Origin of the sequence: Ornithinimicrobium sp. CNJ-824, assembly GCF_001942405.1 — a bacterium.
Classification (GTDB): domain Bacteria; phylum Actinomycetota; class Actinomycetes; order Actinomycetales; family Dermatophilaceae; genus Ornithinicoccus; species Ornithinicoccus kibberensis.
The window spans coordinates 94,458-112,281 of the sequence record NZ_MKKA01000061.1 but is presented as its reverse complement, the minus strand read 5'-3'; the positions used below and the strand labels follow the sequence as shown (position 1 = coordinate 112,281).

Sequence of the window (17,824 nt, the reverse complement as noted above, 5' to 3'; positions counted from 1 at the left end):
GGACGGTCACTCGGAGATGGTGACGGTGGAGAAGTCCTCCGCCGTCAGCGGGCTGGGCACCAGACCTTCCACGTTCTCGGCGACCACGATGGCCGGCGGGCTGTGGGAGATCGGCAGACCCGGGAGCCAGTCCTCGCTCATGATGTTGGCGTTGAGCTCCTCGTACATCCCGGTGCGGGTGTCCTCGTCCGGCTCGGCGTCGGCCGCCGTCAGGGACTCCTGCAGCTGGTCGTGCCAGTCGTACTCGCTCGTACCGAACGCGTTCTCGTCGCCGCAGAAGAAGGCGCACAGGAAGTTGTCGGCCGAGTTCAGGTCACCGGTCCAGCCCAGGAAGTAGGCCGGGGCCTGGGAGGTCTGGGCGCCGTCGATGTAGCCGCCCGCCCAGGGCTTGGAGATCGGGTTGACCGTGATGCCGGCGGCCTCCCAGTCGGACTTGACCGCGTCGTAGACGCGCTGCGGGTCCGGCAGGTAGGGGCGGGTGACCTCGGTCGGGTACCACAGGTCGATCTCCAGGTCGGACTTGCCGGCCTCCTCCAGCAGCTGCTGAGCCTTCTCGACGTCGTACTCGTAGGCCTCCAGCGAGCCGTCGTAGCCGCTCACCGTGTCGGGCATGAACTGCGTCGCCACGGTCGCGCCCTCGGGCAGCTGGGAGGACACCAGCTGCTCACGGTTGATCGCGTGATAGAGCGCCTGGCGGACCAGCGGGTCGGCCAGCTGCGGGTCGGCGATCGGGTTCAGGCCCAGGTAGAGGATGTTGAACGGGTCGCGGATGAGGACCTGGTTGCCGTCGTCCTCCAGGCCCTGCCAGTCGACCGGGTTCGGCAGGTCGTAGCCGTGGATGGTGCCGGCCTGCAGCTCCTGGCGACGGGCGTTCTCGTCCGGCACGATCTTGAAGACCAGCTCGGCCACGCCGGCCGGCTCGCCCCAGTAGTCCTCGTTGCGCGTGAGGGTCACGGTGCCGCCCGCGTTGTCGTAGGACTCGAACATGAACGGTCCGGTGCCGGTCGGGTGCTCGTCGTACTCGGGGAAGACGAACGCGTCGCCCTCGGCCTGCACGTCGTTGGCGTTGTACTCCTCCAGCGCGGTGGGCGACTGGATGGCGTAGGACGACTGCGACAGCACCATCGGGAACTTGCCGGTCACGCGGCTGACCGTCACCTCGGCGGTGAGGTCGTCGACCGCCTCGCAGGACTCGTACAACGAGTCCTCGCCGAAGCCGAAGTCGTTGCCGTAGTAGTAGGCCATCGCGGGGGACTGGCCGACCTCGTTCTGGTCGGCCCAGCGCTCGAAGTTGTAGCAGACGGCCTCGGCGTCGAACGGCGTCCCGTCGTGGAAGGTCACGCCGTCCTGGAGCTCGAAGGTCCAGGTCAGGCCGTCCTCGCTGCCCTCCCAGGAGGTGGCCAGCTCGGGGACACCCTCGGTGCCGCCCTCCTCGATGCCGATGAGGTTCTGGTAGATCTGCCGGCTGATCCGGAAGCTCTCGCCGTCGCTGGCGTAGAACGGGTCGAAGGTCGCCGGGGCGCCGGCCGCGCCGAAGATGAACGTGGCGTCCGAGCTGGCCTCACCTCCGGCCGCGCCGTCCTCGGTGCCGGTCGCGGCGCTGTCGTCGTTGGCGTCACCGGTGTCCGAGTCGCGCTCCGACTCGGCACAGGACGTGAGCACCAGGGCCAGCGCTGCGCTGGTCGCCAGGGCCCCCACCATGCGGTTCTTCATCGTGCCTCCTAGGCATGGACGTGGTTCCGACCGGTACAGGGCCGGTCGAGCCGACCTCACCACAACCCGGCCCCCAGGGGAAGAGCGCGTGGCAAGTCGTGACGAGACCGTGACCTGCCCCGACGCGGAGGAAGCTGCGACGGGCAGGATGGGGGTATGACGCTCGAGCCCGGACGGGTGGCGGTGGCCGCCGTGGCCCTCGTGGACGACCTGCGCAGGCCCCGCCGGCTGCTCGCCGCGCGGCGCAGCGGGCCGCCCGCCCTGGCCGGCGGGTGGGAGTTCCCGGACGGGAAGGTGGAGCCCGGCGAGGAGCCCGCGGCCGCGGCCGTGCGGGAGGCGGCCGAGGAGCTGGGCGTGCGGGTCGAGCTCGGGGACCCCGCCGGTGGTCCGTGGCCGCTAGGGCGGTCCCACGAGATGCACCTGTGGTGGGCGGTCACCGCCCCGGGAGAGGGGGAGCCCCGTCCGCTGGAGGACCACGACGCGCTGCGGTGGCTGACGCGCGGGACCCTGCACGAGGTGCCCTGGCTGGAGAACGACCTGCCGGTGGTCGCCTTCGTGGCGGCGCACCTGGTGCCCGACGGCTGCGACAATGGTGGGCATGCCTTCTGACGACACCGGTTCCGGCGTGCGCGCCGACCGCCTCGACATCCGCAACGTGGCCATCGTGGCCCACGTCGACCACGGGAAGACCACGCTGGTCGACGCGATGCTGACGCAGGGCGGTGCCTTCGCCGAGCACCGCTCGCCCGGCGAGGACGTGGAGCGGGTGATGGACTCCGGCGACCTCGAGCGGGAGAAGGGGATCACGATCCTCGCCAAGAACACCGCCATCCACTACGCGGGCGCGCACGCGCCCGAGGGCGGCATGACGATCAACATCATCGACACCCCCGGGCACGCCGACTTCGGCGGCGAGGTCGAGCGGGGGCTGTCCATGGTGGACGGGGTCGTCCTGCTCGTCGACGCGTCGGAGGGCCCGCTGCCCCAGACCCGGTTCGTGCTGCGCAAGGCCCTGGCGGCGCACCTGCCCGTCGTGCTGTGCATCAACAAGGTCGACCGCCCCGACAGCCGGATCGCCGACGTCGTCGACGAGGTCTACTCCCTGTTCATGGACCTCCTCGACGACCACGACCCCGAGGTCGTCGAGCGGGCGCTGGACTTCCCGGTGGTCTACGCCTCGGCCAAGGCGGGACGCGCCTCCCTGACCGCCCCCCAGGACGGGGAGCTCCCGGACAGCCCCGACCTGGAGCCGTTGTTCGCCACCATCCTGGACACCGTGCCGGCGCCGACCTACACCGAGGGCGCGCCGCTGCAGGCCCACGTGACCAACCTCGACTCCAGCCCGTTCCTGGGCCGCCTGGCCCTGTGCCGTGTGCGGGAGGGCACGATCCGCAAGGGCCAGCAGGTGGCGTGGTGCCGCCGCGACGGGTCGGTCGAGCGGGTCAAGATCACCGAGCTGCTGCTGACCGAGGGGCTGGAGCGCAAGTCCGCCGACGAGGCCGGCCCCGGCGACATCATCGCCATCGCCGGCATCCCCGAGATCACGATCGGCGAGACCCTCGCCGACGCCGAGCACCCGGTCCCGCTGCCGCTGATCACCGTCGACGAGCCGGCCATCTCGATGACGATCGGCACCAACACCTCGCCGCTCGCGGGCCGGGTCAAGGGCTCCAAGGTGACCGCCCGCCTCGTCAAGGACCGGCTCGACAAGGAGCTCGTCGGCAACGTCTCCCTGCGGGTGCTGCCCACCGAGCGTCCCGACACGTGGGAGGTGCAGGGCCGCGGCGAGCTGGCCCTGGCGATCCTCGTCGAGCAGATGCGGCGGGAGGGCTACGAGCTGACCGTCGGCAAGCCGCAGGTCGTCACCAAGGAGATCGACGGTGCGCTCCACGAGCCGGTGGAACGTCTCACCATCGACACCCCCGAGGAGCACCTGGGCACCATCACCCAGCTGATGGCCGCCCGCAAGGGCCGCATGGAGCAGATGACCAACCACGGCACGGGCTGGGTGCGGATGGAGTATGTCGTGCCCTCCCGCGGGCTCATCGGCTTCCGCACCGAGTTCCTCACCGAGACCCGGGGCACCGGCATCGCCCACCACGTCTTCGACGGCTACCAGCGCTGGTTCGGCGAGATCCGCACCCGCCAGTCGGGATCCCTCGTCTCCGACCGCACGGGCGTGGCCACGACCTACGCCATGTTCAACCTCCAGGAGCGGGGCACCCTGTTCGTCGAGCCCACGACCGAGGTCTACGAGGGCATGATCGTCGGGGAGAACTCCCGGGCCGACGACATGGACGTCAACATCACCAAGGAGCGCAAGCTCACCAACGTCCGCTCGGCCGGCGCCGACGTGCTGGAGCGGCTCGTCCCTCCGCGGCTGCTCTCCCTCGAGCAGTCGCTGGAGTTCTGCCGCGAGGACGAGTGCGTGGAGGTCACGCCCGAGGCCGTCCGCGTCCGCAAGGTCGTCCTCGACGCCAACCTGCGTGCCCGCACGGCGGCCCGGGCACGCAACAAGCCGTGACGGCCCCCCGCGGCCGGTCCGCCGAGCGCCGGCCCGCCCTGCGGGACGCGTCGGCGTCGCCGGGCGACCGCTCCGGGTCGTGGCGGTGCACGCCCATCCGGACGACGAGACCCTTGCCACCGGCGTGGCGCTGGCCTCCCACGCGCTGGCCGGCGACGAGGTCCACGTCGTCACGTGCACGCTCGGCGAGGAGGGCGAGGTGATCCCGCCCGCGCTGGCTCCCCTCGAGGGCAGCGCCGAGCTGGGCCCGCACCGGCACGGGGAGGTCACCCGCGCCACGGCCGCCCTGGGCGTGCGGCACCACTACCTGGGCGGGGACCGGCCGCGCTGGCGCGACAGCGGGATGGCGGGCTCGCCGGCGGCGTCCCACCCCCTCGCCTTCGCGGCCGCGCACGTCGAGGAGGCGGCGGGTGTCCTCGCCGACCAGCTGGCCTGCCTGCGGCCGGACCTGGTCCTCACCTACGACCCCGAGGGTGGCTACGGCCACCCCGACCACGTGCAGACCCACCGGGTGACGGTGGCGGCCGTGCGCGCCATACCCGCAGCGACACGTCCCGCCCTCTTCGTGGTCCTCACCCCGCGCTCCTGGGCGGAGGAGGACCGGGAGTGGTTGGCCCGGCACGTGCCGCCGGACACCCGCAGCCCGGCCGGCGGCCTGGTGCGGATCCCCGGGCCCGACGACCCGTTCCCCCCGTCGGTCGTGGCCGACGAGGCCGTCACGCACGGGGTGGTGGACGCCGACGCCCTGGACCGCCAGGTGGCGGCCCTGCGCGAGCACCCGACCCAGGTGACCGTGCACGAGGGGTGGTACACGCTGAGCAACGACCTGGCGGCCCGTCTGCCCGGCCGCGAGGGCTACGCACGGTGGGAGGTCGGGGAGCCCTGAGCGAGCCCACTCACGGCCCGTCCGACGAGACCACGGAGGTGGACGCCGGGCGTTTCCGGCAGGCCATGGGCCGGTTCGCCTCCGGGGTGACCGTCGTCACCTCGCGGCACCGGGGCCACGACGTCGCCCTGACCGTCGACACGCTCACGAGCGTGTCGCTGCGCCCCGTCCTGCTCCTGGTGAGCCTGCACGACGAGGCGCGGGTGCTCGAGGGGATCCGGGCCGGCGAGCCGTGGGGGGTCAGCGTCCTGCCTGCGCGCCACCGGGCCCTGGCGACCTGGCTCGGCGAGCCCGGGCGCCGTTGCACAACCAGCTCGCCCGCGTGTCGCACCGACGGGGGGAGCGGACCGGGGTGGCTCTCGTCGACGGAGCGCTGGCCAGCTTCGAGTGCCGGACCTACGCGGTCCATCCCGCCGGCGACCACCAGCTGTGCGTGGGCGAGGTGGTCGCCGTCGACGCGCCGACGACCGACGAACCGGCCCTGGTCCATTACCGTGGTGGGCTGGGCGAGCTGCGCTGACCGCCCCAGCTGTTCGCACCGCAGGACCAGACGGAGGGACCACCCGCACGATGAGCGACGACGGCACCAGGCTGCAGGAGGAGTCGCCCGGCGGGGGTGAGTGGGGAGCGGTGCTGCTGCGCCTGCTCGTGGCGCTCGCCGTGCTCGGGGGTGCCTACGTCGCCGCCGCCCTCTACTTCCAGGACCGTCCGCCCGCGGGGATGACCGTGGACGGCGTCGACATCGGGTCGATGACGCGGGACGAGGCTGCCGACCACCTGGACCGGGAGCTGGAGGACCGGCTCGAGGAGCCGGTCGTCCTCACGGTCCGGGCGAGCGGCGGCGTGGACGGGGCGGCGGGCGTCGACGGGGCCGACGAGGTCGCCGAGGAGACCCTCGAGCTGGTGCCGGCCGAGGCCGGTCTCTCCTACGACGTCGACGCCATCCTGGAGGGGGCCACCGGGCTGAGCTTCGACCCCCGGGTGCTGTGGTCGCACGTCTCGGGCGGGGCCCGCAGCCTGCCGCTCCAGGGAGCGGTCGACCGGGAGCAGCTGGCCTCCGCGGTCGAGCGGCTCGCCGAGGACTACGACACCGAGGTCGTCGAGGGGGAGGTGACGCTCACCGACGAGGGCGTGCGGGTCGTCGAGGCCGAGCTGGGCCGCAGCCTCGACGTCGACGGGACCGTCGACGCGGTCGCCTCCGCGTGGCCGGACGACCGGCGGGTCGAGGGACGCGCCGTCGTCGCCGCCCCGACGCTGAGCCAGGACGAGGTCGAACGGTTCACCCGGGAGGAGGTCGACCCGGCGCTGTCCGAGGCCGTGAGGGTCACGGCCACCCGCGGCTCCGGCGACGACGCCCCGACGGCCACCGCCGAGATCGCCCCGCGCGAGCTCGTCGAACTGCTCGGGACCGAGCGCACCGGGGACACGCTGAGCCTGACGCTCGACGAGGAGGGCCTGATGGCCCGGATCCGGCAGGACCTGGGCCAGCTGGAGCGAGGTCCGCGCGACGCCACCGTGGAGCTGGACGGGACCGACGTCGACGTGGTGCCCGCACGGTCCGGGGCCGCCCTCCAGGAGGAGGGTCTGGTCGCCGCGGTCCGGGAGGCGCTGACCGCGGAGGGCGAGGACCGCACCGTCGAGGCGACGCTGGAGGCGGTGGAGCCCGGGATCCCCACCGAGGTCAGCGAGGCCTGGTCGTTCTCCCCGATGGCCGAGTTCACCTCGGTGTTCCCCACGGGCGAGGCCAACGCGGCCCGCACCCACAACCTGCACGTCGGGGTGGAGAACGTCAACGGCACGGTGGTGATGCCCGGTCGGCAGTTCAGCCTCGGGGTGGCCCTGGGCGACCTCAGCGAGGAGGGCGGCTACCGGGAGGCCCCCGTCATCGTCGACGGCAGGCTGGTCATGGGCCTGGGCGGCGGGCTGTCGCAGATCTCGACCGTGGTGTTCAACGTCTCCTGGTTCGCGGGCGTGCAGCTGGACGCGCACACGCCGCACTCCTACTACATCTCCCGCTACCCGGCGGGCCGCGAGGCGACGCTCGCCTACCCGATCATCGACAACGTCTGGACCAACGACACCGACACCCCCGTGGTGGTGCGCTCCTGGATCGAGGGCGACCAGATCCACATGGTGTTCCTGGGCGACCGGCAGTACGACGTGGAGACGATCGACGGTCCCCGGCGCGACGTGCGTCAGCCGGAGGAGCACGTCGACGACAGTCCCGAGTGCGTGCCCCAGGGTCCCGCAGAGGGTTTCACCATCACCAACGTGCGGATCCTGCGCTCCGGGGGGCAGGAGGTCTCCCGGGACGAGTTCACCACGACCTACCACCCGGCCGACGAGGTCGTGTGCACCCACCCCGAGGCCGGCTACTGACGACCCCGTGCCGCCCGGACCCCCGAGGACGGCATACTCTGTCCCCATGACGTACGTGATCGCCCAGCCGTGTGTTGACCTCAAGGACAAGGCCTGCATCGAGGAATGCCCGGTCGACTGCATCTACGAGGGCGAACGGTCGTTGTACATCCACCCCGACGAGTGCGTCGACTGCGGCGCCTGCGAGCCGGTGTGCCCGGTCGAGGCGATCTACTACGAGGACGACGTGCCGGAGGAGTGGGCGGAGTACTACAAGGCGAACGTCGAGTTCTTCGACGACCTCGGCAGTCCCGGCGGGGCGGCCAAGATGGGCATGATCCCCAAGGACCACCCGATCATCGCTGCGCTGCCTCCGCAGTCGCACGACGAGTGAACCGCACCCCCCGACCGGCCTACCCCCACCAGGAGGACAGATGACCGACCAGACCACCACGCCCGCGGCCACGCTGCGTCACGGCGAGAACGAGCTCGAGCTGAAGGTGGTGCCGGCCGTCGAGGGCAACAACGGTCTGGACATCAGCGCGCTGATGAAGACGACCGGCGACACCACGCTGGACGTCGGCTTCGTCAACACCGCCTCCTGCCAGTCCGCCATCACCTACATCGACGGCGACGCCGGGATCCTGCGCTACCGCGGCTACCCGATCGAGCAGCTGGCCAAGGAGTCGACCTTCCTGGAGACCAGCTACCTGCTCATCTACGGCGAGCTGCCCTCCGCCGCCGAGCTGGAGGAGTTCGACCAGAAGGTGCGCCGGCACACGCTGCTCGTGGAGGACATGAAGCAGTTCTTCGACGGCTTCCACCGGGACGCGCACCCGATGTCGGTCCTGGCCTCCTCGGTGTCGGCCCTGGGCACCTTCTACCAGGACAGCCTCGACCCCCGGGACCCCGAGTCGGTCGAGATGTCCACCATCCGCCTGCTGGCCAAGCTGCCCACCATCGCCTCCTACGCCTTCCGCAAGAGCCAGGGCAAGTCGCTGCTCTACCCGGACAACAAGTACGACCTCGTGGAGAACTTCCTGTGGATGACCTTCGGTCAGCCCACGGAGGAGTACGAGATGGACGCCGACCTGGCCAAGGCGCTGGACCTGCTGTTCATCCTCCACGCCGACCACGAGCAGAACTGCTCGACCTCCACCGTCCGGCTCGTCGGTTCCTCCGAGGCCAACCTGTTCGCCTCGATCTCCGCCGGCATCCAGGCGCTCTCCGGCCCCCTGCACGGCGGCGCCAACAGCGCGGTCCTGCAGATGCTCAACGACATCCACGACAGCGGCGGGGACGTCAAGGAGTTCGTCCGGAAGGTCAAGAACAAGGAGGACGGGGTCAAGCTCATGGGCTTCGGCCACCGGGTCTACAAGAACTACGACCCGCGGGCGGCCATCGTCAAGGAGACGGCCCACGACATCCTCGCCAAGGCCGGCGACAACCCGCTCCTGGACCTGGCCCTGCAGCTGGAGCAGGCCGCCCTGGAGGACGACTACTTCGTGGAGCGCAAGCTCTACCCCAACGTCGACTTCTACACCGGCCTCATCTACGAGTCGATGGGCTTCCCCAGCAGCATGTTCACCGCGCTCTTCGCGATCGGCCGGCTCCCGGGCTGGATCGCGCAGTACCGCGAGATGATCAACGACCCGGCCACCAAGATCGGCCGGCCGCGGCAGGTCTACGTCGGCGAGCCCGAGCGGCAGTACGTGCCGACCGACCGGCGCTGACCGACCCTCCACCGGGGAAAGGCCCGGAGGGCCACCCGCACGCCGACGGCCCCCGCAGCAGCCGCTGCGGGGGCCGTCGGCGTCACCCCAGCTCGACGACCACCTCGGTGGCGGGCCCGGTCTGCTCGAGGACGTCCCACTCCAGGGCGGACCGGTCCCGCACCCACCGACGGTCGCCGACGCTGACGACCACCACCCCGCGGGAGTCCGCGTGGGCGACCGCCCAGGTGGCGACCGCCCACGCGGCGGCGGCGTCCTCGGCCCTGACCGTGACCGTGCCGGTCCCGGCCCCCGGGGGCGGCCCCGCCACCTCCACGACGGTGCCGAACTGCTCCTGCAGCGCGGTCACCAGCCCGACCGGGTCGCCGGCGCCCCGGTCGGCGAGGCGGCAGGTCATCAGCGTGCCGGCCCCCTCCTGCCCGGTGAGCACCGAGGCGAGCGCCCTGCCCTCCTGCTCGTGGTCGGCGTAGGCCTCGGGGAAGGCGCTGCGCTGCACCTCCTGGGCCACCTCGGTGACCACGCCGGTCTCCCACCCGGGTACCTCGACCAGGGCGTCGTAGAAGGCCCCGGTCGCGTGGACGGGGTCGGTGACCTCCGCCACGCTGCCCCACCCCTGGGAGGGCCGTTGCTGGAACAGGCCCTGGCTGTCGGCGTCGCCGTAGCGCAGGTTGCGCAGCTTGCTCTCCTGGATGGCGGTGGCCAGGGCGATGGTGGCGGCCCGCGGGGGCAGTCCCCGCCCCACGGACACGGCCGCGATCGTGGCTGCGTTGGCCGTCTGCTCCGGCGTGAGGCGCACCGTGGTGTCCCCGACCTTCACGAGGCACCGGTCGGGCCGCACCTCCTCCACGAGCCAGCGGGCGCCGACCACCGCCCCGAGGCCGCTGACCGCCATCACGGCCACGACGACCAGGGTCCCGGCGGTGCGTCTCACCCCCGGATCCTACGACCGGGACGGTCCGCGCCGGTCGTGCCCGGCCCGTCGGCACCACGTAGGGTCGGGAGCTGTGAACCGACACGAGTACCGCAAGGGCCCGGTGACGCTGCGCGGGGCCCGCGTGCCGCGCAGCACGACCGACCAGCGCCTGCTGGACACCCGGGGTTCGGCCGACTGGGTGCACACCGACCCGTGGCGGGTGATGCGGATCCAGGCCGAGTTCGTCGAGGGCTTCGGCACCCTGGCCGAGCTGGGACCGGCGGTGGCCGTCTTCGGCTCCGCCCGCACCGGACCCGGCCACCCCACCTACGAGCTGGCCCGGCAGGTCGGCTCGGCCCTCGTGGAGGCCGGGTACGCCGTGATCACCGGGGGTGGGCCGGGCACCATGGAGGGGGCCAACCTGGGCGCCACCGAGGCGGGGGGCACCTCCGTCGGCCTGGGGATCGAGCTGCCCTTCGAGGCCGGGATGAACGACTACCTCAACCTGGGCATCAACTTCCGCTACTTCTTCGTGCGCAAGACGATGTTCGTCAAGTACGCCGAGGGGTTCGTCGTCCTGCCCGGTGGCGTGGGCACCCTCGACGAGCTCTTCGAGGCGCTCACGCTGGTGCAGACCGGCAAGATCACCAGCTTCCCCATCGTGCTGCTGGGTACGGCCTTCTGGGGGCCGCTGCTGTCGTGGATGCGCGACACCCTGGCGGCGGAGGGCACCATCGGGGCGGCGGACCTGGACCTGCTGCGACTCACGGACGACGTCGACGAGGCGGTGGAGTGGATCGTCACCGAGCGCGCCGAGCGCGCGGTGGACGGGCCGTCGACCACCCTGGGCGGCTGACCGGCGTGCCGGGTCTTCTCCGGGGGCGCACCTCCGTGCAAGGATCGGTGCCGTGATCATCCTCGGAGCCGTCGTGGCCGTCCTCGTGCTCGGTGCGGGACTGGCCTGGCTGGTCGCGCGGGCCGACGTCCCGGGGGTCCCCCCGGCGGTGACGACCGAGTCCGCAATGCCGCTGCCCGCCGGGCCGGTCGGCCCGGACCAGGTGCGGGACCTGCGTTTCGACCAGGCGGTCCGGGGCTACCGCATGGCCCAGGTGGACGAGGCGCTGCGCCGGCTCGGTCACGAGCTGGCCGCCCGCGACGCCGAGATCGCCCGGCTCCGCGACGGGGCAGGGGTGCCCCGGCCGGCGGAGGCACGACACGAGCACGCCGATCTTCTCGGAGGGATGGACGGATGACCGTCACCGCGCCGCACCCGGACCTCACCGTCGGACCCGACGGGGTGGTCCGGTGCGCCTGGCAGGGGCTGGCCCATGCCGACTACCGCGACTACCACGACCGGGAGTGGGGCAAGCCGGTGCACGGGGAGACCGCGCTGCTCGAACGGCTGTGCCTCGAGGGCTTCCAGTCCGGGCTGTCCTGGCTCGTCGTGCTGCGCAAGCGGCAGGCGCTGCGGACGGCGCTGGCGGGGTTCGACGCCGAGCGTCTGGCGGAGTTCACCGAGGACGACGTGGAGCGTCTCCTCACGGACGCCTCCATCGTGCGCAACCGCCGCAAGATCGAGGCGGCGGTGACCACGCCCGGGCCACCCTGGCCCTGCGTGACAGCGGCGGGCTGGAGGAGCTGCTCTGGACCCACGCGCCCGAGCCGACCCCCCGCCCCCACCGGTTCACCGACGTCCCGTCGCAGACGCCGGAGTCCGAGCTGCTCGCCAAGAGGCTGCGCAAGGCCGGCTTCGTGCAGCTGGGGCCCACGACGGTCTACGCCGCGATGCAGGCCTGCGGCCTCGTCGACGACCACCTGGTCGGCTGCTTCCGTGCCGGGGCGTCCCGGTCCGGCGCCCGGCTGACGGCGGTGCGCAGCAGCGCATGACCCCCGTCGCCCCCGCGCGACGCCTCCTCGACCTGCGGTTCGTCCTGGTCGTCGTCGCGCTCTGGACGCTCCTGCGTGCCCTGACCGCCGTGCTCCTGCACCGGCTCGCCACGCAGCACCAGGACCCCTCGGTGTACCACGACGCCGACGTCGGGCCGTACCTGCAGTTCGCCACCCTGTGGGACGGGGCCTGGTACGAACGGATCGCCACCGAGGGATACCCCACCGAGCTCCCCGAGCGGGACGGTCAGGTCCGGCAGAACCCCTGGGCCTTCTACCCGGCCTTCCCCCTGGCGGCCCGGCTGCTGACGGCGCTCACCGGCCAGCCGTTCGCGGTGACCGGCACCGTGCTGGCGACCGTGCTGGGGTATGCCGCCGCGCTCGTCGTGGCGGGGCTGCTCCGGGAACGCGTGGGGACGGCCGCGGCGCTGGGCGGCGTCACGCTGCTGGGCAGCTATCCCGCCGCGCCGACGATGCAGGTGGCCTACACCGAGTCCCTGGCGGTGCTGCTCGTGGCCGGCGTGCTGTGGCTGCTCGTCCGTCGCCGGTGGGGCTGGGCCGCCGTGCTCGCCCTGGCGACCGGGCTGGCCCGGCCGGTCGCGCTGCCCCTGGGCCTGGTCAGCCTGGTGGCGGTCCTGGTGCGGTGGCGCGGACGGCATACCCGCCCCATCCCGCCGCGCGAGGCGGTCGGGATGGTCGCGGCGCTCGTGGGGTGCGGGCTCTCCGGCCTGATCTGGCCGGCCATCGCCTGGGCGCGCACCGGCCGGCCGGACGCCTACACGGTCACGATGTCGGCCTGGCGGGGCGGTGAGCCGGTCCGACCCTTCCTGCCGACGCTCGAGCGGGTCCAGTGGCTCTGGGGCGAGGTCACCGGACCGGTGGTTCTCGCCGCCCTCCTGGGCCTGCTGGTGCTCGCGCTGGCGGGCCCGTGGGCGCGGGGGCTGGGGGTGGAGATGCGGACGTGGTGCCTGGGCTACGTGCTCTACCTCTTCGCCGCCCTCGACCCCTGGACGAGCATCTACCGCTACCTCATCCTGCTCTTCCCGCTCTTCGTCGTGGCCGTGGGCGGCGGGTGGCACCCGCACGACCCCGCGTCCCGTCGCCGGCCGACCTGGGTGCTGGTGGTGCGGACGGTCGCGCTGGCCGGGCTCTTCCTCGCCTGGCAGGTGTGGTGGGCCTGGGAGCTGTTCATGTTCGTCCCGCCCCGGGACGACCCGCCGTGAGCCGGGCGGTCAGCGACCGGTGAAGGTGGGGCGCTCCTTGTCGAGGAACGCCTGCACCGCGGCCCGGTGGTCGGCGCTGACCCCGGTGCGGCGCATGAACTCGTCCTCGAGGTCGAGGGAGTCCGCCAGGGAGTGCGACGAGGAGAAGGCGATCGCCCGGCGCACGGCCCCGTAGGCGCGGGTCGGCCCCTGGGCCAGCTGCCGCGCGACCTCGTCCACCCGGGCGCCCAGCTCGTCGTCGGGCACGACCTCGGTCACCAGGCCCATCTCCAGGGCCTCCTCGGCCGGGATCGTGCGCGGGAAGTAGAGCAGCTCCTTGGCCCTGGCCGGGCCGACCAGACGCGGCAGCGACCAGGAGGTCCCGGAGTCGCAGGAGAGCGCGATCGCGGTGAAGGCGAGGTTGAGCCCGGCGGAACCGGCGGCGTACCTCAGGTCGGCGGCCAGCGCGAAGGACGCACCGGCCCCGGCGGCGACCCCGTTGAGGGCCGCCACGACCGGCTTGTCCATCGTGACGATCAGCTCGACGACCGGGTTGTAGTGCTCGGCCACGGTGCGCCAGAGCTGCTCGGCGTCCTCCTGGAGCAGCTGGACGTGCTCCTTGAGATCCTGCCCGACGCAGAAGGCCCGCCCCGAGCCCGTCAGGACCACGCAGCGGACGGCGTCGTCGTCGGCCACCCGCCGCAGCGTGTCCAGCAGGAGCTCCTTGGTGGCCACGTCGAGAGAGTTCATCGCCTCCGGACGGGCGAAGGTCACCGTGGCCACCCCGTCGGCGACGTCCAGGGTGACGGGGGGCGAGGTGCTGGCTGGCTGCGCGGGGCTCGGCGTCGTCATGGGACCAATCTACGCAGCCGGTCCGACCCTGGGCGGGGCGGTGCGCACGGCCCCACCGACGAAGGTCGAGGCTGCCGGGGCGAGCTCGGCCGCCACCGCCAGCAGTCGGGCGCGGACCGCCGTGGCCGGCCATCCCGGCGGCAGCACCTCCGCGGGCAGACCGGGGTCCCGGAAGAGGAACTTGCGCCACTCGTGCACCAGGCGGGTGCGCAGCGGGTATGCGGTCTCCGGGGCGAGGTCGGCCAGCCCGGCCCCGGGCGGGGGCAGGGTGCGGGCGAAGTCCTCGTAGGCGGTCGCCAGGGCGGGCAGGTCCCACAGCCGTCCGGCGAGCTCGGCGGGGGAGCGGGAGCCCTCCGGCCGCCCCCGCCACGCCGTCCACCCCGCCCCGTGGCCGTCGAGGACGCTGCCGAGCTCGGGGCTGGACCACGGGCTGACCCAGGTCGCCGCGGCGAGGTGGGCGTACCCCAGGTAACCGAGCGAGGCAGCCACCTGGTCCCGTCGTCGTCGGTCCCCGTGGTGCTCGACGACCACCACGTGCCACCGCCCGTCCCAGGCGGGCGGACCGGTCGCGTAGATGCGCCCGTGCGCGCGCCGGAGCCGGTCCTGCGCGAGGGCGGTGGCGGCATACCCCCGGGCCGCCGTCGTCGGCGCGGGGCACCAACCACCCCTCCCGCACCAGCCGGGAGACTGCGGTGCGGGTGGCCGCCGGCGTGACCCCGCAGACCTGCGTCAGTCGCACGACGCCCGCCACGGGGGCCCACCAGCCGTGCTCCCGGAGGTGGTCCCCGTAGAGGTCGACGACGGCAGAACGAGCGTGCACCGGGACAGTATCGCCTCCCGGGGACGGGTGGGGTCGATTAGGCGGGTCCGGTGGTTCGGGAGATAATGGTGCGCAGTCACGTAGGCCCGGGGCACCCGCGCCGGGCAGCGGTCCTTGGCCGCGCCACAAGGAAGGGCAACCCATGGCAGCAATGAAGCCTCGCACCGGCGATGGTCCTCTGGAGGTCACCAAGGAAGGACGCGGCATCGTCCTGCGCATGCCGCTGGAGGGCGGTGGCCGACTCGTGGTGGAGATGAACGCTGAGGAGGCGACGGCCCTCGGGGACGCGATCAAGGACTGCGTCGGCTGACGCGGCCGCACCCAGCTGTGCACGAGGCCCCCGCACCGGACGGTGCGGGGGCCTCGTCGTCCGTCAGCGGCGGACGGCCACGAGCAGGCCGTCGCCGACGGGCAGCAGCGCGGGCAGCAGCCGGTCGTCGTCGCGCAGCGCCTTGCCCAGGTCGCGCAGCAGGGTGGTCACCGTGTCCCGGCTGGCGGGGTCGGCCACCTTGTCGTGCCCGAGCATGCCGTGCACGGCGAGCACGCCCCCGACCCGCAGCAGCCGGACGGCCTGGTCCACGTAGGCCGGGTAGCTCTCCTCGTCGGCGTCCACGAGGACCAGGTCGTAGGCGCCGTCGGTGAGCCGCCCCATGACCTGCACGGCGTCCCCGCCGATGACCCGGGTGCGCTGGGGCGGGATGCCGGCCTCGGAGAACGCCGCCCTGGCCGCGCGCTGGTGCTCCGGCTCGACGTCGATCGAGGTGAGGATGCGTCGTGGGGCATCCCCTGCAGCAGCCACAGCCCCGAGCTGCCGGCCCCCGTGCCCACCTCGACGACGTGCCGGGCGCCCACGGCCGCCGCCAGCAGCCGCAGGGCCGCGCCGGTCGCGTCGCTCACCGGCGGGACCCCGAGCTCCTCACCCCGCCGCCGGGCCTGCTCGATGACCGGGTGGGGGGTGATGAAGTCCTCGGCGTAGGCCAGGGAGGACGCCTTCGCAGCTGCCATGGCCCCACCTTATGCTCCGGCAGTCCGTCCGGCGTCGCGCGAGGTGGTCGTCCAGCACTCTCCCAGCCGACCCTGCCAGCCTGGGTCCATGAGCCAGCAGGGAGTCGCCACCGAGCTCCTCGACACCGCCACGGGCCCGGACGTGACCTCGTCCGCCGACGGGGACCCCGCCTGGGTCCCCCCGCCGTGGGAGGAGATCGTCCGCGAGCACTCCGCCCGGGTGTACCGCCTGGCCTACCGGCTCACCGGCGACCCGCACGAGGCCGAGGACCTGACTCAGGACGTGTTCGTGCGCGTCTTCCGCTCCCTGGACCGCTACCGGCCCGGCACGTTCGAGGGCTGGCTGCACCGCATCACCACCAACCTCTTCCTGGACCGGGTGCGGCGGCGGCAGCGTCTGCGCTTCGACGCCCTCTCCGAGGAGCTCACCGCCCGGCTTCCGGTCCGGGCACCGGCGGGCCAGCCGGAGGAGGCCTACGAGATGAACCACCTCGGGCCGGACGTGCAGGAGGCGCTGATGGCGCTGCCGCCGCAGTTCCGCGCGGCCGTGGTCCTCGCGGACATCGAGGGTCTCTCCTACGAGGAGGTGGCCGGCACGCTGGGCGTCAAGATGGGCACCGTGCGTTCGCGGATCCACCGCGGCCGGACCCTCCTGCGCCAGTCGTTGGCCCACCGTCGCCCCGGCACCGCGCCGGCCGCGCCGTCGGCCTGCCCGCGCCGTCCGTCCGGGGTGCCCGCTCCGGTCCTCGGGTGACCGCGAGCCGTCGCACGACGGACGGTTGGCAGAATCGGGTCCCATGCACCGACCCGCGCGCAGCCGCCGCACCAGCCCGGCGATCGTGCTGGCGGCCCTGGTGGCCGGTCTCGTCGGCGGCCTCGGCGGGGGAGTGCTGGCCCACCAGCTGCAGCCGGACCAGCCGGACGCCGCCGCGCCGGTCACACCGGCCGTCCAGCGCGACCCCGTCCCGGCGCCGGTGGACGTGGACGGCACCGTGACCGGGCTGTCGCGCGCGGTCCTGCCGAGCGTGGCCCTGATCTCGCTCGGGGACGACGGCCAGGACGGCCAGGGGTCGGGGTTCGTCGTCCGTGCCGACGGCTACCTGCTGACCAACCACCACGTGGTCGCACCTGCGGGGGACGGTGGAGAGATCACCGTCGACCTGCCCGGGCAGGAGTCCCTCCCCGCCGAGGTCGTGGGGTCGGACCCCGTCTACGACATCGCCGTGCTCAAGGTGGACCGGGACGGGCTGACCCCGCTGCCGTTCGCCGACTCCGAGGCCGTGCAGGTCGGCCAGACCGTGGTGGCGGTCGGAGCTCCCCTGGGACTGGACAGCACCGTGACGAGCGGGATCGTCTCCGCGCTCGACCGGCCGGTGGTGGCCGGGGGCGACGAGGAGACCAGCTACATCAACGCGATCCAGACCGACGCCGCCATCAACCCCGGCAACTCCGGGGGGCCGCTGCTGGACCTGGGCGGACACGTGGTCGGGGTCAACTCGGCCATCGCCCAGCTGCCGACCAGCACCTTCGGCGGGCCGGCCGGCAGCATCGGTCTGGGCTTCGCGATCCCGGCGGAGCAGGCCGAACGGACCGCGACCCAGCTCATCGAGACCGGCCGGAGCGAGCACCCCGTCATGGGGGTGCACATCGACCTGCAGCACACCGGCGAGGGCGCGCAGGTGATGACCGAGGCACGCCTGGGCTCCCCGCCCGTCGTCCCCGGGGGGCCCGCCGAGCAGGCCGGCGTGCGCCCCGGCGACCTCATCCTGCAGGTGGACGGCACGACGGTGCGTGACCCGCAGCACCTGCTGGTCGTCCTGCGTTCCTACGCCGTCGGGGACACCGTGACCATGCGGCTGCGCGGCACCGACGGCGACGAACGCACGGTGACGCTGACGCTGGCCGGTTCCGGGGGCTAGGGCGCCGGTCGC

The 17,824-nt window shown here is 73.1% G+C and carries 17 protein-coding genes and 4 pseudogenes; 15 read left to right on the top strand and 6 right to left on the bottom strand.

Annotated elements, in window-relative coordinates:
• Positions 1-6: 6 nt before the first annotated feature.
• Entirely contained in the window at positions 7-1,713 is a 1,707-nt protein-coding gene (locus tag BJF81_RS15920) for an ABC transporter substrate-binding protein (protein WP_075959145.1), read from the bottom strand.
• 156 nt (positions 1,714-1,869) lie between these two features.
• Here BJF81_RS15920 and BJF81_RS15915 point away from each other — a divergent pair, with 156 nt between their 5' ends.
• From BJF81_RS15915 to BJF81_RS15885, 8 genes and pseudogenes are all read left to right on the top strand, one after another.
• The gene (locus BJF81_RS15915) at positions 1,870-2,322 is read left to right on the top strand and encodes an NUDIX domain-containing protein (protein WP_075959144.1); all 453 of its coding nucleotides are present in this window, start codon (positions 1,870-1,872) and stop codon (positions 2,320-2,322) included.
• Positions 2,312-4,237 carry a translational GTPase TypA gene (typA, locus tag BJF81_RS15910; protein WP_075959174.1) on the top strand — a complete coding sequence of 642 codons (1,926 nt, stop codon included), beginning with the start codon at positions 2,312-2,314 and terminating at the stop codon, positions 4,235-4,237. Before BJF81_RS15915 ends, typA begins: the two co-directional genes overlap by 11 nt.
• Positions 4,238-4,322: 85 nt before the next feature.
• Entirely contained in the window at positions 4,323-5,123 is an 801-nt protein-coding gene (mshB, locus tag BJF81_RS15905; RefSeq protein WP_237770300.1) for an N-acetyl-1-D-myo-inositol-2-amino-2-deoxy-alpha-D-glucopyranoside deacetylase, read from the top strand.
• Between the two features lie 65 nt (positions 5,124-5,188).
• Positions 5,189-5,362, top strand: a pseudogene (locus BJF81_RS21720) (flavin reductase); the annotation flags it as partial.
• An 83-nt stretch (positions 5,363-5,445) separates the two neighbouring features.
• Entirely contained in the window at positions 5,446-5,643 is a 198-nt protein-coding gene (locus BJF81_RS21715; protein WP_269087353.1) for a flavin reductase family protein, read from the top strand.
• Between the two features lie 50 nt (positions 5,644-5,693).
• Positions 5,694-7,502 (top strand): VanW family protein, encoded by a 1,809-nt coding sequence (locus BJF81_RS15895; protein ID WP_075959142.1) that lies wholly within the window; start codon positions 5,694-5,696, stop codon positions 7,500-7,502.
• Between the two features lie 46 nt (positions 7,503-7,548).
• Positions 7,549-7,875: a ferredoxin gene (fdxA, locus tag BJF81_RS15890; RefSeq protein WP_075959141.1), complete on the top strand. Its 327-nt coding sequence runs from the start codon at positions 7,549-7,551 to the stop codon at positions 7,873-7,875.
• 40 nt (positions 7,876-7,915) lie between these two features.
• Positions 7,916-9,214 carry a citrate synthase gene (locus tag BJF81_RS15885; RefSeq protein WP_075959140.1) on the top strand — a complete coding sequence of 433 codons (1,299 nt, stop codon included), beginning with the start codon at positions 7,916-7,918 and terminating at the stop codon, positions 9,212-9,214.
• Between the two features lie 82 nt (positions 9,215-9,296).
• Here BJF81_RS15885 and BJF81_RS15880 read toward each other — a convergent pair whose 3' ends face one another.
• Positions 9,297-10,145, bottom strand: a complete 849-nt coding sequence (locus BJF81_RS15880; RefSeq protein WP_075959139.1) for a hypothetical protein — start codon at positions 10,143-10,145, stop codon at positions 9,297-9,299.
• A 73-nt stretch (positions 10,146-10,218) separates the two neighbouring features.
• Between BJF81_RS15880 and BJF81_RS15875 the strand changes: the two genes are divergently transcribed.
• From BJF81_RS15875 to BJF81_RS15860, 4 genes and pseudogenes are all read left to right on the top strand, one after another.
• Entirely contained in the window at positions 10,219-10,983 is a 765-nt protein-coding gene (locus BJF81_RS15875) for an LOG family protein (RefSeq protein ID WP_075959138.1), read from the top strand.
• A 52-nt stretch (positions 10,984-11,035) separates the two neighbouring features.
• Positions 11,036-11,380: a DivIVA domain-containing protein gene (locus BJF81_RS15870; protein ID WP_237770299.1), complete on the top strand. Its 345-nt coding sequence runs from the start codon at positions 11,036-11,038 to the stop codon at positions 11,378-11,380.
• Positions 11,377-12,014 (top strand): annotated as a pseudogene (locus BJF81_RS15865) (DNA-3-methyladenine glycosylase I). The gene BJF81_RS15870 and the pseudogene BJF81_RS15865 overlap by 4 nt, the downstream one beginning before the upstream one ends.
• Entirely contained in the window at positions 12,011-13,237 is a 1,227-nt protein-coding gene (locus BJF81_RS15860; protein ID WP_075959137.1) for a hypothetical protein, read from the top strand. The pseudogene BJF81_RS15865 and the gene BJF81_RS15860 overlap by 4 nt, the downstream one beginning before the upstream one ends.
• 9 nt (positions 13,238-13,246) lie before the next feature.
• Here BJF81_RS15860 and BJF81_RS15855 read toward each other — a convergent pair whose 3' ends face one another.
• The 3 genes and pseudogenes from BJF81_RS15855 to BJF81_RS21710 form a co-directional block, all read right to left on the bottom strand.
• Positions 13,247-14,068: an enoyl-CoA hydratase/isomerase family protein gene (locus BJF81_RS15855; protein ID WP_075959136.1), complete on the bottom strand. Its 822-nt coding sequence runs from the start codon at positions 14,066-14,068 to the stop codon at positions 13,247-13,249.
• Between the two features lie 9 nt (positions 14,069-14,077).
• Entirely contained in the window at positions 14,078-14,644 is a 567-nt protein-coding gene (locus BJF81_RS17065) for a PaaX family transcriptional regulator C-terminal domain-containing protein (RefSeq protein WP_143780911.1), read from the bottom strand.
• An 82-nt stretch (positions 14,645-14,726) separates the two neighbouring features.
• A pseudogene (locus BJF81_RS21710) lies at positions 14,727-15,032 on the bottom strand (hypothetical protein); the annotation flags it as partial.
• Here BJF81_RS21710 and BJF81_RS15845 point away from each other — a divergent pair.
• The gene (locus BJF81_RS15845) at positions 15,031-15,198 is read left to right on the top strand and encodes a DUF3117 domain-containing protein (protein WP_075959135.1); all 168 of its coding nucleotides are present in this window, start codon (positions 15,031-15,033) and stop codon (positions 15,196-15,198) included. The pseudogene BJF81_RS21710 and the gene BJF81_RS15845 sit on opposite strands and share 2 nt — an antisense overlap.
• Positions 15,199-15,261: 63 nt before the next feature.
• On the opposite strand, the pseudogene BJF81_RS15840 reads toward BJF81_RS15845, so the two are convergent.
• Positions 15,262-15,893 (bottom strand): annotated as a pseudogene (locus BJF81_RS15840) (O-methyltransferase).
• An 88-nt stretch (positions 15,894-15,981) separates the two neighbouring features.
• Between BJF81_RS15840 and sigE the strand changes: the two are divergent.
• Both sigE and BJF81_RS15830 read left to right on the top strand, forming a co-directional pair.
• Positions 15,982-16,647, top strand: coding sequence for an RNA polymerase sigma factor SigE (gene sigE / locus BJF81_RS15835; RefSeq protein WP_075959134.1), 666 nt, complete (start codon positions 15,982-15,984; stop codon positions 16,645-16,647).
• A 43-nt stretch (positions 16,648-16,690) separates the two neighbouring features.
• Positions 16,691-17,812 (top strand): S1C family serine protease, encoded by a 1,122-nt coding sequence (locus tag BJF81_RS15830; RefSeq protein ID WP_075959133.1) that lies wholly within the window; start codon positions 16,691-16,693, stop codon positions 17,810-17,812.
• The last annotated feature ends 12 nt before the right edge of the window (positions 17,813-17,824 follow it).

What these genes read in the sequence shown, in the direction of transcription:
- BJF81_RS15920 (WP_075959145.1), bottom strand. Translation starts at nt 1,713, where the DNA reads ATGAAGAACCGCATGGTGGGGGCCCTGGCGACCAGCGCAGCGCTGGCC.
- BJF81_RS15915 (WP_075959144.1), top strand. Translation starts at nt 1,870, where the DNA reads ATGACGCTCGAGCCCGGACGGGTGGCGGTGGCCGCCGTGGCCCTCGTG.
- typA (WP_075959174.1), top strand. Translation starts at nt 2,312, where the DNA reads ATGCCTTCTGACGACACCGGTTCCGGCGTGCGCGCCGACCGCCTCGAC.
- BJF81_RS15895 (WP_075959142.1), top strand. Translation starts at nt 5,694, where the DNA reads ATGAGCGACGACGGCACCAGGCTGCAGGAGGAGTCGCCCGGCGGGGGT.
- fdxA (WP_075959141.1), top strand. Translation starts at nt 7,549, where the DNA reads ATGACGTACGTGATCGCCCAGCCGTGTGTTGACCTCAAGGACAAGGCC.
- BJF81_RS15885 (WP_075959140.1), top strand. Translation starts at nt 7,916, where the DNA reads ATGACCGACCAGACCACCACGCCCGCGGCCACGCTGCGTCACGGCGAG.
- BJF81_RS15860 (WP_075959137.1), top strand. Translation starts at nt 12,011, where the DNA reads ATGACCCCCGTCGCCCCCGCGCGACGCCTCCTCGACCTGCGGTTCGTC.
- BJF81_RS15855 (WP_075959136.1), bottom strand. Translation starts at nt 14,068, where the DNA reads ATGACGACGCCGAGCCCCGCGCAGCCAGCCAGCACCTCGCCCCCCGTC.
- BJF81_RS15845 (WP_075959135.1), top strand. Translation starts at nt 15,031, where the DNA reads ATGGCAGCAATGAAGCCTCGCACCGGCGATGGTCCTCTGGAGGTCACC.
- sigE (WP_075959134.1), top strand. Translation starts at nt 15,982, where the DNA reads ATGAGCCAGCAGGGAGTCGCCACCGAGCTCCTCGACACCGCCACGGGC.
- BJF81_RS15830 (WP_075959133.1), top strand. Translation starts at nt 16,691, where the DNA reads ATGCACCGACCCGCGCGCAGCCGCCGCACCAGCCCGGCGATCGTGCTG.